Source organism: Spirosoma sp. SC4-14 (assembly GCF_037201965.1).
Taxonomy (GTDB): Bacteria; Bacteroidota; Bacteroidia; order Cytophagales; family Spirosomataceae; genus Spirosoma.
Map to the genome: position 1 here is coordinate 6,719,870 of NZ_CP147518.1, position 15,476 is coordinate 6,735,345.

The window sequence follows — 15,476 nt, forward strand, 5'->3', positions numbered from 1 at the left end:
AGGCCGGATTTGCAAACAGTATTCCAGCCAGGGGAGTCTGTTACTTTATCATCGACGATTGAGTTGGGGTAAAACTGGCGGATGCCAATCGATCGCGACTCTGGCGCTCAATCATCCATTGCGGATACGGTTTGGGCGTCATACTAACTTCGTCGAGTTGTTCGAGCTGCTCCGTTGTCAGGCTCAGATCCGTGGCTTTAAGGTTATCCAGCAATTGCTCTGTGGTTTTAGCTCCAATAATAACGCTCGTTACGGGCGGTTTAGACAAAACCCAGGCCAGTGCAATTCGGGCAACCGATACGCCGTGATCAGCCCCTATGCGCTCCATCACGTCAATGATATCGTAGGCCCGTTCCTGATTGACTGGCGGGAAATCGAAATTCAGTCGACGCGATCCGTCGGTAGGTTTGTTGTTGCGGGTATATTTTCCCGACAGGAATCCACCAGCCAGCGGGCTCCAGGGTAAAATAGCCATGTGCTGATCCTGGGTCATCGGCACGATTTCGTTTTCGAGATCGCGCCCGGCAATGGAATAGTAGTTCTGCGTCGAAACGAACTTACTCCAGCCATATTTATCGGCAATTCCGTTGGCTTTCATCACCTGCCAGGCCGCCAGATTGGAGCAGCCAATATAGCGAACCTTACCGCTCCGAACCACATCTTCCAGGCCACGCATGGTTTCTTCGAGTGGTGTTGCCGCATCAAAGCCATGAATCTGGTACAAATCGATATGATCGACCTGCAATCGTTTCAAGCTGCTTTCCAGTTGCTGCATAATCTGAAGGCGCCCCAGCCCAACCTGGTTTTTACCCTCACCCATTCGACCACGTACTTTGGTAGCAATCACAAGATCATCGCGCGATAAGCCAAGGTCTTTTATGGCTCGCCCAAGCAACGTTTCCGACTGACCAAATGAATACACATTGGCGGTATCGACAAAATTGATGCCTTCATCGACAGCCATCTTCACAATTTCGTTGACGCTATCCTGCTGAAGTTGGCCAATGGCCTGCCAATAGCCTTCTCCGCCAAAGGTCATGGTACCCAAACAGATTTCGGAAACCAGCACACCGGTGTCTCCCAGATACTTATAATTCATGGCTTTATTTTGGTTAGTACTCAACAACCTCAACTCGCAAACCGATTGTATTGTTGACCGAAGATAACGATTTGAGCAGCGTTTTAAAGGCTACTCAAATCGGATAGTTATCCGAAGAACATCGTATCTATTCCTTGTCTGAAGAGTTCGTCACCCACCTGCTGTCGTTGTGCATACATGGCTTTGGCATCTTCACCAGCAACATAGCGCAGTTGATTTTTGCCATCCGTAGCAGCTTCATACACCACATCGGCAATTTGCCCGGCCGTAGAGTACGACGCCTGGCGCTCTGGATTCGTAAAAGCAACCAGTACTTTATCGATATAGTCTGTATATGCATCATGGTTGGCCAGTACCAGCGAACGACTCAAAAAATCGGTTTTGATACCTCCCGGCGAAACGGTTTTAACGCCTATTCCAAACTTCGACAGCTCGAACAACAGGCTTTCGCTCCAGCCTTCAAGCGCCCATTTTGTGGCATGATATACCGAATTGAAGGGGAGTGCTACCAAACCCCCTATTGAGGTTGTTGTAATAAACAACCCCGATTTCTTTTCCCGAAAATAGGGTATAAAAGCCTGCGTAACCCGAATCACACCCAGCAAATTGGTATTAATTTCATCCACAATCTGCTCGTCGGTGGTACCTTCCAGCGGTCCGGCCAATCCATAACCTGCATTGTTGAATACGACATCGACACCACTCGTTTCAATAGCCTGCTGAGCTACCGATTTGATCTGAGCCGGATTTGTTACATCCAAAGCAAGCAGCGTAATGTTTGGCAGTTGGCCTAATTCGACTTCCTTTTCGGGTTTGCGCATGGTTGCAATTACATTCCATCCTTTAGTTGAAAACAGAATGGCAGTGGCCCGGCCAAGGCCCGTTGATGCACCAGTAATAAAAATTGTTTTTGTCATGGGAGTAACGAGTTATGTTTACCTGTAGCCTGTATGCTGACGGAATGATTGGCAAACAGTCTCAAGTCAGTTACTTTACCCTACAAATTGGAGCCTACTCCAGAATTCCCCAACGGTCTATCTTTTTTACAGCTATGTATATCCGCGAACTATCCGAACGAACCGGCCTTACGCCAGACACCATTCGGTTCTATGAAAAACTAAAGCTAATTCAGGGCAATCGCCAGCATCGGCAAGGACATCGACAATATGAGGAGTCGCATATTACGACGCTTATTCAGATCAAGTTTGCCAAAGCAATGGGATTCACGCTAAAAGACATACAGGAAAAATTAGCCGACTGGCATACCGGTCGGCTAACAGACGAAGACAAACGGGAAATTCTGACAGCCCAGCTTCAGAAAATGGACGAAGCGGCAGCCCAGATTGATCACGTAAGGCAGTATCTACGCAAAAAAATCGATCTACTCCACTGCCATTCGCTACAGGTTTCGAACCTGACCGAAAACCGGCAACTCGTTACTCTGCCAGATTGAATTTTAACTGGACACCACCAGAGGTAGTTGCCCGCCGGAATGAGTTCGACACGAGTGGATCATTGAAGGTGCGGTCGAAATAGAAATTGAAATTCAACCGACGACTAACCACGTAACTGATCTGCGGTCGCAACTGGAAGTTTACGTTACCAGCCGTAATAATTTGCTCGGCATCCAGTTTGCGCTGAATAGACCGCGTATCGCGGAAGGTTACGTTGCAGGAGAACGTCAGGTCGTTTTTCAGCCGTTTGTAGGCCCCATTGATTCGGAAGGGAATCCGAACATTTTGCCGGGTGAAGCCAATGGAAGCTGTCAGGTCTTTATTGCTTAGCTCTGCCACCTGCGCATTCGACAAACTCAGCGCAACATCGCGGCTCTGATTATACTCTAACCGGCCACTGATCCGGTTTTTTGTCTGAAACTGAACCCCAAGCAGTGGCGCAAACTTCTCCGACATAGTAATGGTGCTCATGGCCAGAATGGGCATGTACTGACCAAGCTGGTTTACGGCCAGCGGCAACATCTGGCCGTTCTGATCCATAATGGTCCCCGGCGCAAAATTCTGCACCGCCAGGTTCACATAGGCCGACCCATAATCCAGATTGGAAATAAAATTGCCTACGCTGTAGTTCGAGGTATAGCTATGAGTGATGGTAAAGGCGCTGAATTTTTTCTGAATAAACCCTAAGCCCGACAATCCATTATAGTCGACTCGCCAGTTGGGTAGCGGAAAACTATAGAACGGCGACAGTTGGGCTTTCTCCTTCGGCTGGCCGCTATAGGCCGCAAAAAACGCCGGAATCAGCACATCCTGCGAGGTAGTCGTGTATTTGCCTCCTCCATCTGGATTTGCTTTGGTTAAGCGATCAACAAAATACTGCCGATATTCTTCGAAACGGTCGAAAATGGGCGATGTATTATCTTTCCGTAACCCAATAAACGCCGTTCGGAACGACCAGAACGACATACTAAACTGACCGCTCCGCACCGGCGACTGTGTTTCAAACGGGCCTCCCGACGTAGCCGGGCGGTAGTATTCCTGATAGGCATCGGAGCGCGTCAGCCGCCACTCGACCTGCATTCTGAAGTCTTTAAACGGCTCCAGCGTTGTTCTTGCACTGAAATTTTTGGCGCGGTTTTGCTGGAAAGCCGTGTTCTGCACCGTACTCGGCGACAGCCAGCCTTTCTGCGCGGCTTTGTAGGCAATATTATAATCCTGTCCACCCAGCACGAAATTCAGGCCCGGTGCATTTTCCTTACTCAAGCCAAAGAATCGGGGCGAAGGCAGAAAACCCGGCAAAATGGTAGACTCCTGAATGGTATAAGAGAAGTTGATCCCCCGAACCGTCAGCAATACCCGCGTAAAGTTTTTCAGCACCTTGCTTTCGCTTCGTTCAATTTCTTCAATATCGCCGGGGTTACGGGCAAAGTTCTTCCGAACCGGCGAGGGCGTATTGACAAAACGAAGGTACCGGATTTTGTTATAGAGCCGAATCAGGTCTACGCGGCCCGTCACACCCCGTTCGCGGTTGTTACGAATTATATTCCCGAAAGGCACCCCCGACGAATCGGCAATGCCGTATGAATTGGCCTGGAACTGATACCCGACTCCATACACGGCGTCGGCAGCCATCCAGTCGAGCAGCGGAATCTTGTCGAGCGGCAGGCGGTAAGTAGCCCTGATGTCCTGATTGAAGTTTTTCATCCGGCCCAGGTGTTTGATGCTATTGATGATCGAATCGCGTTTGGCTCGGGTATCGATGTCGCCAGCCGGTTCGTCGATAATCGCATTGGCCTGTGCTTTATAGGTTAGTACCAGACTACGGGTCAGGTTCCAGGTCAGGTCGTAATAACGATTGAAGAGGAAATACTTCTCAAACTGCGGCACAATACCATTCGTAGTCAGATCCGATGAGCGCAACTGAGTTTTAATAAAGCTCCGGTCCATATCGCTCCGAATCGATACCAGTGTTGGCAACGGCGTCAGATTAAAGTCTTTGAGCCAGCGCAGATACGGAGCCTCAAATGAGGCCTTATTTCGGAATGGTTCAAACGTTTTCGGCTGGCTGCTAAACGTATAGGAAAAGCCTCCTTTTGTTTGATTTTGCAGATATTCCTGCGTCAGAATATTTGTTCGTCTCGTATCGTTGTGAGCATAGCTGAACGAAAAATTTTCGATGTCATAGAAATGCAGTTTTGCATTTGGATTCGTTTTTATTTTCCGAACATTTGAGAAATTATACCCCCGGCTTATGGTGTTATCCTGCACTAGTTTTCGATAATTTTCGCGTTCGGCTTCCGACGTTTTTGTCGACAGCGAAATATCCAGAGGCACATCCGGGTCGAGCGGATCGAAGTGCGGATCGACATTCCGGTGATCATAGTTCACATACATCGGAATGCGTAGTCCCCAACTTTGCGGAAAAAATTTATCCAGCGCCAGGGCCGATGTAAATCCAAACTCCGTTGTCGTTTCCAGCGCCCGGTCGCCAATTCGGGTTTGCACACCCCCAAAGCCAAACGTGGTTATTCGCCCCGATGCCGTAAGCGTTCCCAAATCGGCCAGTTTCACATTCATTACTCCCGTGGCGGCAATTCCGGCATGTTGATCGTAGCCATTAGCCCGTAATTCATCGACCCAAACGGTAAAGGTCTTGGCCCGTTCGCCATCGCCAACAATTTTTGGGTTTCGCACCCCGATCATCACCGACTGAACAGCGCTTAAATCTGGGTTACCAACTACCGTAATTTTATAATGCTGATCGGCCGACAGTTCGCTATAAGCCAACGATGTCTGACGAGTCAGGGCCCGATTCCGGTTTGCTTTTACGGTAATAAGTTCTGAAAACGCCAGGTCCAGATTATTGGCTTCTGGCCAGACCTGCGCCCGCAGTCCTTCATCTTCAGGATCGCCCGTCAGATTACCCGGCGTTGCTACCAGATTCGGAATTTCGATTTCGTAGTAGTTGTCGGTATAATCGGTTCCTAAGCGCACAAAAGCCGATACCTGACCGCTTTCGTTATCGGAATTGTGCATGTGGATAAACATCTTCAGCCGCTCGCGGAACAACAGGTTGAAACTCGTGTTCCGGAAAGCGCCCCGCGAATCGCCATCGCGCAGGTTCGTTACGCTCAACCGCATCGACTGCTCGTTAAGCTGCACCGTACTTACCTGCGTATAGTCGCGGTCGCGAACATAACCCGGCGGCACGGTATACATGTATTTTGCACCCGTCGACGAAGTTTGCTGGCTACTGTTTTCTTCAACGTTAACTGCCGAAACAGTAAATTGTGCATCATAGGGTTCGGGAACTTCCTGCAGGCCACGCTGGTTCAGGTCGCCGGTGTATTTACGATATTGATTGGCCTCCATCTGCAATTCGGCAAACCGCAACACAACAGGTTGCTCAAAATCGGTCAGATACATCCGAATAAATCGCATCGATTTAAAGCCATTGATCCCTCCTACGGCCCGGGTGGGCTGCCGAATTGGAACCCGGAACTGATACCATGTTACGTAACCTCCGGGGGCGCCTTCCGATGGCACTGACACCTTATCGACGATATACGGATTCTGGCCTACTTCCAGTTTACCGGGTCGCAGATCGAGTTCGTACTCGTAATAAGCTTCGTTGTCGTTGATGGTATTGTCGATGTTGAGGTCTTCGATGTCGGGCAGAGTCGATGAAGCGGGGGTTAGAAACTGATTGGTCGACGTATTTTCGGGCGAGTTGTTTTCCATGCCCATATACTGTTTGTACCGTGCTACAATGTATTTCTGCTGATCGGCTTCTTCGCCCAAATAAAACTTAAAGTCATCACCAGCCGGATCCTGCTCAATGGCAGAAAAAACCTCTGGACTAACTTTGGTTTTAATGGTATTCAAATAACTCTGAAAACGGGTCTTTTCAGCCGCATTTGCCAAACCATCCAGACCAATATCCTGCTTATTGCGATCACCACTCTGGAAGGCATTCGTTACAAATTGCTGGCTAGGCGCCCGCCCCCAGGCCGTTTGCTCGGTACCCGGATTCCGCGAACTAACCGTCGAATCAATTGGAAAACCATTTTCGAACTCATAACGACTGTCTTTCATAACATCCTCCGAAATGTCGCCAATGTTAAAGAAGAGTTTACCCCCGGTTGTATTGTTGGTATTAAGCGCATTCGGATCGCTGCTACCCCGAATTTTACCGGCTTCCCCCGTTACAAATGGGTCCATGAGCCAGAAGGTCAGGTTTTCGATGTTAGCGTTATCGAAGTCGATATCTGAAGCGATGGCTCGGGTTACCGATCCGAAATTCTGTTTCGGATTAGGTAATTGACCATTGGCGTTCAGGTTGGTATTGTAGTTATACATCCCCCGCTCTGCCGGAAAATAGGCTACGTCGAGAATACTCTCCGGCAACTGGACAGGCCGGACCGACCGACCCGGAAACAGATCCTGCGGCAGGAAATAGCGTTCGTAAACGTATTTTTTAACCTCATCGGGGTCGATGTTCGAGACAACGCCCTGCGAACCGGGTGTATATAGCGTTGGGTCGACCGAATATACCGACATCCGTGCCCGATTGTAGGCCGACTCCAACGGGTTCTGAAACGAACCCTGAGGGAACTGCTGCGGTGTTGCCCCAAGACGCCAGCGAATGGGTTGGCGGGTCAGGTCGAAAATTGTTCGGGTTGCTTCAAAATCATCCAGATAGCTTTCATTTCGGGCTCGCTGGTTTGTTCCGGGCAATAACTGGGCAACTTCGCCATTAAACTGCACAGTCGATAGTTCCTTGGTTTGCACCATTGGCAGTTTATCCAGCAAACGGGTCAGGCCAGGAGCATCTTTCCGAATATTGGCACTAAGCCCCAGAATGGTGTTATTGACTGGCTCATTACCCAGTGCCACGCGTGTCAGATACCCGGCAGGAGTTTCTTTCATATGCATGGCCGTGAAGCCCAAACTAATGTCGCGACTCAACGCATAGTCTAAATGTGTACCAATCAGTGTCCGAATCTGATTCTGGAATAAATCGGGCTGCTCGAAGCTGATCCGAATTTCGCGACCCGAATTACTTACACTCTCATTGATGATCCGCAATCGACCGGTTTGTGCATCGAAGGCATAGTCGACACCGGCACTCAGCGGGACACCCCCGGCCGTTACCGACACCGACTGCTCATTTACCCCATACGGCAACTGCACCTCCGCACCATTGCTCGACTGAAACGCTCCCTTCAGGTAAAACTTATTCTTACTGGCCAGTTGCTGGGCATCGGACAAGGTAGATGTATAGAGCGTACTGAACACATATTTCGCTTTCAGGGAAGCCTCATCGGCTCCAAACTGTTTGTCGAGATACGAACCAAACGGCTCCAGTATGGGAAATATAACCTTGCCATATCGACTATCGATCGTGATGTTTTCAACATAATCGAAGTTACCGTCGGGCTGCGCATCCAACTGCTGGTTCAACCGGTCCATACCAAACAATTGAACCAGCGGCCGGTTCTGGGTCAAACGTCCTTCCTGAAGGTTCGGATTGTCGATGCCGGTTATGTCGTCTTTGTAAATGATCCGCAACTGGAATCCCTGGCGGGCCACCTGCGACGTATTGAGCGAATAGATGTTTTTCATCATCAGATTCCACATCGGCAACTGTAGGTTGTTCCGAATGGTCGACGATTTCAGGAGTTTCAATACCAGCACCTCGTCGTCTTTCCGCGACTGGTAGTCCTCGGTCAGTTCACCCACTTTATAGTGCCGCCCCTGGTAAGTATATTCGTAGGCTACGGCCAGAATTTCGTCGTTTCGGAGTGGCGTTACCAGCGAAATATAACCTAGTTCGGGCTGGAGCTTATATTCGGTTTCAGTCAGTCGTTTGGAGGCCCGTAGTACATCGTAGTCCGTGCCTTTCGTAAGTTCAAAAATTCTTGTGAGCTGGTCTGTTGTTTGGTCTACCTGCCTGAAGGCAGCATTCTGATTACCCGTCAGTTTAGCAAACAGACCGTTGGCCGCATTATCGGTAGGCGTTCGGCCATTACCCGAAAATGGCCGAACATTGGAGTTCGTCTGGTTATACGGATTTCCTTCGCCTAAGTCCTGGAAACCAACAATATTCCGTAGTGAGGCTGTTGTATTGGTGCGGTTGGTTACGTATACCTCAATCCGGGTTACGTTTACGCCTGAAGTTACCTGCGGCAGCGATTTCAGGGATTGCTCGTAGATATTCCGGAAAAATTGAGAAAGAAAAAAGTGCCGGTTTTCGTCGTATTGATCAGCCCGTATTTCGAATGGCCGGTTCGATGTTCCGCCCTTCAATACGATTTCCTGTTTCCGCGACCGTTGTTGCGACAAGACGACCGTGGCATTAAGCTTACCGAAACGCAATTGCGATTTTACCCCAAACAGGTTCTGTACGCCCGGAATCAACTGACTATTGACTGCCCAGCTAATATTACCCACTTCAAGCCCCTGCAGGATACTTTCGTTCTGCGGAGTAAAACCGGGCAGCTTGCCATTGGCACCTGGTAGCTGAGGAGTATTAGGTAATTTAGGTAAATTAGGTAACCCCTGCCCGGTACCGAAAGCCGGTAATCCTCCGCCAGGTTTATAGTTTACTTTCAGGGCGTTTTCAAAATTGAAACTGGCTTTGGTATCGAAGTTGGCCAGTACGCCCAGCTTTTCGCCAATCTTGCCATTAAAGTTGATGCTGATTTGTTCGTTGAACAGAAAATTCCCGTTCCGACGCTGACGAACGGGCAAAACCGGGTTGTCGATAAACTGATAGAGGTAGCCAAAATCGAGCGTCACAAACCCATTCGGTTTAAAATCGACATTGCTGCCGCCAAACAACCGATCAATGACTGGCGGCAGGTCGAGTTTCGGAATCAGGCCCCGGCCCGTAACGGCACTCTGCCCTTCAGTACGGGCACTATAATCGCGCAGAATAGTCTGCCCTACCCGCTGGTTTTGTAATTCGTTATAGGTTGAATAAGGAATCGATTCGGCTGGCCGATAAGGCATTCCATACATTGACGGCGGCAAGGCCAGCCCCGGCATTGGAATACCCGGAGAAATCATGCCGGGCGGAGTTGTACTGGGTGTAGCGGCATCAGGGAAAACGGCCGTTGTGCCACCTGGCCCAGGAATGGATGTGTTGGTCTGCCCCGGCACATTGTTAGGCATGGGAGGGCCCGATAACGACACGCCTGTGCGTACTCGCTCCGAAACACCTACCTGCCCATAAGGATCGAGCAGGAAGTCGGTGGATACACCTTTGGGATCACGCAGAATAAACGGCGATCGCGACGGCCGATCGGAAAAACGCGTAGCCCGACGATCGGGCCAGTTAACCGTTGGCCGACGATTGGCGCTGCGAGCAGCCCGAATACTGTCGGTTCGGGCCTGAATAGCCTGCTTGATCGAGTCGGTACGCATAGCGGCCTTCCGCCGGGCTTCAGCACGGGCAGAATCCTGAGCGGCCTGTTGGCGACGGGCAGCAGCGCCACGTCGGGTCGGAGTTGGCTGATTTTGGGCTACACTAAAATTGATACCCAGCATTAACCAAAGTACACATAGCAACGACCCGTTTCGAGCGAACGCACTTTTCCTAACAGCCAGGAAACAGGTATTCAGCAAATTATTGTGAACAAGGTAAGGGTTCACCATCGACTATACTTTCAGGTTCGGTAGTGGTAGTGCGTTGTTACGCCTAACCTTAAACGGCCAAAATCGGGCCAATCGTCTAATCGAACGATAGATTTTTTAAAAGTGGTCAAACAAACACACGTCAGATGTGGTTCTTGGCCGAGCAATCGTAAAAGTAGTCAATTTTAACTCTACTTTAATTCTCCCCGATCAGGGCATAAAAAATTAATATGATCTATCCATCTAACTTTCATAGAAGCCATACGAACCCATTTGCATTCCCGGCCCTTCAATTCAGGGTTTCAAGCCATAAAAAGCAGACATCGGCTTACGCCACCTGAGCGATTTAGTGCCTTTGTTAAATACAATTTCAGAGGTGGGCAGTTGCGTATCCAGCTTCGAGTTTTTCCTGCAAACGAGCTTTAATTTCGTCTGTTGTAAATGAATGTTCGATGGCTTCCTGGTTACAATGCAGAAAATGGCCTGTTCCCCAGCCGAATACCCGTTCGAGCAGTTGATATTCATGCGCCAGAGTTACATTCGATATTGTTCGAGCATCAGTATTGATACTCATTGAAACCCCGGATTGGTAAATGCGATCGACCGTGTGATCGGTAATCGAGCCGAACACGTTCGTCTGAACATTGCTGGTTGGGCAAACTTCCAGATGAATGCGCCTTTTATTCAGATAAGCCAGTAGAGCCGGATCTTCGGCTGCTCTGACCCCATGGCCAATCCGGAGGGGGTGAAAATGCGTCAACGTTTCCCAGACGCTTTCGGCTCCTTTGGCTTCGCCTGCATGGGCGGTGCACTTTATTCCATGGGTGCTGGCAAAAGTGAAAGCCGCTTTATGATTATCGATCGGGAAACCTGCTTCGTCGGCGGCAATATCGAAACCGACTATGTTTGTACCAGAAAACTGCTTCACCAGTTGTACAGTTGCCATACTCTGTGCTTCCGAATAATGCCGAAGTGTGCAGAGAATAACTCCGGCCTGAATCCCCGTCTGTTGTATACCTTCGCTAACGGCCTCATTCACAATCTGCACTACTTCTTCCGGTTTCAAACCTTTTTCGAGGTGCTGCAAGGGCGCAAAGCGAATTTCGGCATAAATCACATGGTCAGCTTTTAGCTGCTCAAAAAGGTCAAGCGTTACCAGGCGCAACTCATCGGGCGTCTGCATCAACTCAATCCCCTTAATGGCCCGGGTTATGAAATCGGCCAGGTCGCTACATTTGGCAGGAGCGATAAACGACTCCCGATACTCCTCCAAAGTGGTTTCGGGTCGGAGGTGCTTTACGACCTTATAGCTCAGCGAGCAATCGAGATGCAGGTGAAGTTCAACTTTGGGTAAATTTGTAAAATCCATTATAACGAATCAACGTAATTGAGCAAACTGTGTTGGATAGCCTGAATCTGACATCTTCTTCATCCTGCCGAAAAACTTATCCTACGCCAATCAGGATTGCCGCAATGCCCTGCGAATGACATCTTCTACGGACAGATCAGGGTCGGCCTTCAACGCATCGTCTACACTCTTCTCGGCAGTTGGTTTCGGAAAACCGAGTGCCACCAATGCAGCCAGCGACTCTTCCCGAACGGGATTTACGGCAGCCTGCTGACGATAGGTAGGTCCGTCGGGAACAACGCCTGCTTTTTTCATCTTATCGCGCAGTTCGAGAATGATTCGCTGCGCGGTTTTAGCCCCAATTCCTTTAATGGCCTGCACCGCCCGAACATTTTCGCCCAAAATGGCCAGCCGTAAATCGCTTGGTTGCATGGCCGATAGCATACCCAGGGCAGTATTTGGCCCAACGCCAGACACGCCGATCAGATCGAGAAACAGCGCTTTTTCGTCGGCAATGGCGAAACCGTACAGGATTTGGGCATCTTCACGAAACAGGTGGTGCGTAAACAATTTAACCCGTTCGCCACCGCCCGGCAGAGTCGAATAGGTTTGAAGCGAAATATGGACTGCGTAGCCTACACCATGTACGTCGATAATCACGTAGGTTGGTTCTTTATAGGCCAGCACTCCGTCGAGATAAGCAATCATTCAGACGTCGGAAAAGCAGCGAATTGAAGCTGGTATAGTTAGGTAAATATACGAAAAAAGTACGACTTTTGATAGAAACGGCCCGCAGAAACGGCTGGTCGTTCCCTGATCTGGCCTAATCGATTTTGTTCAACAGGCCAGCCATCATTTCTTCAAAATAGGCACCATTGTATGGCCCAAACCAGTTCATGTCGCGGGTTTCGTAGCTTTGACGATTGTAGTACCGGTCGGGAGTAATATAGCCAATGTAGCCGCCATCGAAACTGGTAACCATCAGATTGAGCCCTTTCTGAGTAGCCAATGGATTGAGTTCGGCAGCCAGCTCGCCCGAAAAATCGCAGGGCGTACCAAGCAATACGGTTTGCCCAATGCGCAGTGCTTTCAGATCGGACGGATAGTCGCCGTAAAGTGCATAAAAGAGCCAGGGCCGAACCCGCCAGTTGCCAACAACGCGCGGATGTGGTTCGCGAAGCCCGAGCGGCAACGTCAGAATCGACAACGTGCTATCTGGTTCGGGCTGAATTTTTGGCACAACCCGTTCAATACGGGCAGCCAGATCACCTGCATAGTTCCGAATTTCCTGAAAATCGGTTTTCCCTCTTGGTTTTGGTGCCGTACTGCCCACAGCACCCGCCAGAAATACGGCAAAATCGGCCGATTTTTTCTCCAGCCGATCAACCAATGCCCCCGGATAGTCGCGACTAAGATAGGTGGCATTGTCGCCATCGAACAGTGTAGGGTGCCCGGCAAAGGTGCAGAGAAGCGCCGATTCGCCCGAGTTTTTTCGAAACTCCAATAGCCGGATTTTTCCATCGAGCGGCCCGGTTGGACCAGATGAACTAAGTCGATTCGAGATCAGATCGGTAGCATCGGTTTCGCCAAACCCAATTTTGACCGGTGCCATTGTGGCCTGTGCCTTCCGAATAGCCGTAAGAACCCCATCAGTGATGCGGTTGACGATTTTTTCGCCGTATTCCCCCGCAATCAGTTGGCCTACCAGCCGAGGTGCCCATCCCCCCATACTATTGTGTGAGTGGATAGCCCCCATGTAGACATTCTCCCAGCGCAATCCCACTTCCGGCAATCGTTTTTTCAGCGCTTCTGTTACGGTTGGTGGCGTAATGACCAAATCTAAACCCACCACAGCCACTTTTGTAGTGCCATTGTCGAGCATGATAGCGCGGGCATAGATCGAGTCGCTGACAATTGTCCAGTGCTTACCGAGTCGTTCGCCATACCCGCCCGTAGGCGTTGTATACGGTGGTGTAATATTTACTTTTGCCCAGCCCGCCCGCACGGGTTCTTTTCCGGGCGGTGGAGTTGGCAAATCGGTTAGTCGTTGTTTTGTGCGGGCATAGTATGGCATTTCGCGATAAGGCGTTTCGTCGACTGGCGCCAGACTAACGGCCAGAAAAAGAGCAAGTACGATAACAAGCCCAAGCAGGACTCGTAGAAGAATGCGAAGAAATTTCATAGCGGCTTTCCCACCCACGCTGGCGAATTTGTCGCAAGCAACAAAAAAAGGGGCGAATCAGAAAAGAAAACAAAAAGGCACCGGAGAAAATCCCCGATGCCTTCCTTCACCTTGCCGGTTTCCCGGCCTCCCTATACGTGGCCGTACTGGTATTAGCCCAGATACGGTTGCACGATGCCTAATACTGCCTCTTTGGTCAGGGGCTCATCAAACGCTTCGCGCAGGGCATCATCCGATTTACCACTTAAGGCAGAAAGATTTTTAAGGTTAACGCCACCCTGCGTAAACGTTGTTTGAGTAGGGTCGGAAACCCATCCTTTCAGGCCCGCCATCCGGCGAATTTCTGATGCGTGCCGGGCTTCGACTGAGTGAATTTGTAAGGCTACCTGCAAAATGGCTTTATCGTTGATCAGTGCTCCGGCCTGGCCTTTATAAGCCTGAACCCCCGTATCTTCGAAAGCACGGGCAGTAGCCAGAAACTTCTGATAATTAGTGAATGTATCGGCCGGAAACTTAAAGGTTGGTTTTGCTACTGCTAAGGCTCCCAGCGTGGTTTTCAGCAGGTTGACGTGAGCCGTTTCGTGCTTGCTGATCTGGCTGATAACAGCCTGGTCGGCAGCAGGAACCAAACCCGATGCCGCCAGGCCCATCCGGTAAAATTCATCTTCAAGGTATTCGAGTGTCAGCGCATAATTAGCCACGTCAATGGCTGCCTGCGATGGCGTAGTCGACTGAGCAAATGCCTGATTGAAAGTGCTGGCCACCAATGCCGGAATAGCGGCTGCCGCCAGATTGGTACCGTATTTTATCAGATTCCGGCGCGAATAGAAACTATACCGTTCGTTAAGCTCGGGGTCAATCTGCTCAAGTTCAGAAATTACTTTAACTAAATTCATAGCGTTGTGTCAGGTTATGCAGTTGGAAGATTAGCTCCGCTCAAGGGCGTTGCCACAAATTGCTGAGCTGTGGGCAGAACTGCCGCCGGTTTCAATGCCGCATCGAGACCCGTAGTAGGAGCCACAACATCATCGCCCGCAAAATCGGCCGATTTTGGATTGAGCAGATCGCGAATAGCCGCTGCATGGCGTGCTTCGACCGACACAATTTTTCCGGCCAGCAGCAGGTAGTTAGCGTCCTGAATAAGATTTCCAGCTCCATTATAAGCCGCAACCCCCAAATCTTCGAAGGCTTTGGCCGTTGCCAGTACACTGGCCCGATCGCTGAAGGTGATTCCGGTGAAATTGGGGGTTAAATCGGCAATTCGGCTGGCAGCAGGAATAGCCGCCCTGAAAAATTCCCGGTGAATAATTTCGTGATCGCGAATGTCGGTCAACATAGTCTTTTCGGCATCCGTCATACCCATATAGGGTGTTTTAATGACCTGATCATAAAAAGCGGCTTCCAATTGCTCCAACGCATAGGCATAATTCAGAATCCCGACATCGCCCGTACCTAAATCGACAGTTGTGGGCACCGTCGTTGGATTCTCTTCATCTTTACAAGAGACCAAAACAGCCCCTCCTGCCACAGCGGCTCCTGCATAACGCAGAAATAAGCGACGTCCTACCATCACCGGTTCTAATTGACCCGGCAGCATGGTCAGGCCCGAATCGTTCTGTTCTTTACGCATTACTTATCATTTTTATATGTGTCGAAAAGACCGTTTTTCATTCTACGGTACGCTACATTTACGGGAACTGACATTACTTGGATTTATTAGAGACAGGAAACAGAACGACTGGTTTACCAAATGCC

Annotated in this window: 9 protein-coding genes; 1 reads left to right on the forward strand and 8 read right to left on the reverse strand. The window is 49.9% G+C overall.

Annotation, left to right across the window (positions count from 1 at the left end):
* Positions 1-40: 40 nt before the first annotated feature.
* Complete coding sequence (locus WBJ53_RS27760) at positions 41-1,099, reverse strand: aldo/keto reductase (RefSeq protein WP_338872362.1); 1,059 nt, start codon at positions 1,097-1,099, stop codon at positions 41-43.
* 107 nt (positions 1,100-1,206) lie between these two features.
* Positions 1,207-2,016: an SDR family oxidoreductase gene (locus WBJ53_RS27765; RefSeq protein ID WP_338872364.1), complete on the reverse strand. Its 810-nt coding sequence runs from the start codon at positions 2,014-2,016 to the stop codon at positions 1,207-1,209.
* A gap of 134 nt (positions 2,017-2,150) precedes the next feature.
* Here WBJ53_RS27765 and WBJ53_RS27770 point away from each other — a divergent pair, with 134 nt between their 5' ends.
* The gene (locus WBJ53_RS27770) at positions 2,151-2,552 is read left to right on the forward strand and encodes a MerR family transcriptional regulator (protein WP_338872366.1); all 402 of its coding nucleotides are present in this window, start codon (positions 2,151-2,153) and stop codon (positions 2,550-2,552) included.
* Here the strand turns inward: WBJ53_RS27770 and sprA are convergent.
* The 6 genes from sprA to WBJ53_RS27800 form a co-directional block, all read right to left on the reverse strand.
* On the reverse strand, positions 2,536-10,212 hold the full coding sequence (gene sprA, locus WBJ53_RS27775; protein ID WP_338872368.1) for a cell surface protein SprA: 7,677 nt from the start codon (positions 10,210-10,212) through the stop codon (positions 2,536-2,538). The two genes, WBJ53_RS27770 and sprA, sit on opposite strands and share 17 nt — an antisense overlap.
* Positions 10,213-10,561: 349 nt before the next feature.
* Positions 10,562-11,560, reverse strand: coding sequence for an adenosine deaminase (gene add / locus WBJ53_RS27780; RefSeq protein ID WP_338872370.1), 999 nt, complete (start codon positions 11,558-11,560; stop codon positions 10,562-10,564).
* A gap of 90 nt (positions 11,561-11,650) precedes the next feature.
* Positions 11,651-12,247 (reverse strand): Holliday junction branch migration protein RuvA, encoded by a 597-nt coding sequence (gene ruvA / locus WBJ53_RS27785; RefSeq protein WP_338872372.1) that lies wholly within the window; start codon positions 12,245-12,247, stop codon positions 11,651-11,653.
* 115 nt (positions 12,248-12,362) lie between these two features.
* Entirely contained in the window at positions 12,363-13,721 is a 1,359-nt protein-coding gene (locus tag WBJ53_RS27790; protein WP_338872374.1) for a neutral/alkaline non-lysosomal ceramidase N-terminal domain-containing protein, read from the reverse strand.
* Between the two features lie 152 nt (positions 13,722-13,873).
* Entirely contained in the window at positions 13,874-14,617 is a 744-nt protein-coding gene (locus WBJ53_RS27795) for a ferritin-like domain-containing protein (protein ID WP_338872376.1), read from the reverse strand.
* Positions 14,618-14,631: 14 nt separating this feature from the next.
* Positions 14,632-15,351 (reverse strand): ferritin-like domain-containing protein, encoded by a 720-nt coding sequence (locus WBJ53_RS27800; RefSeq protein ID WP_338872378.1) that lies wholly within the window; start codon positions 15,349-15,351, stop codon positions 14,632-14,634.
* Positions 15,352-15,476: the final 125 nt, after the last annotated feature.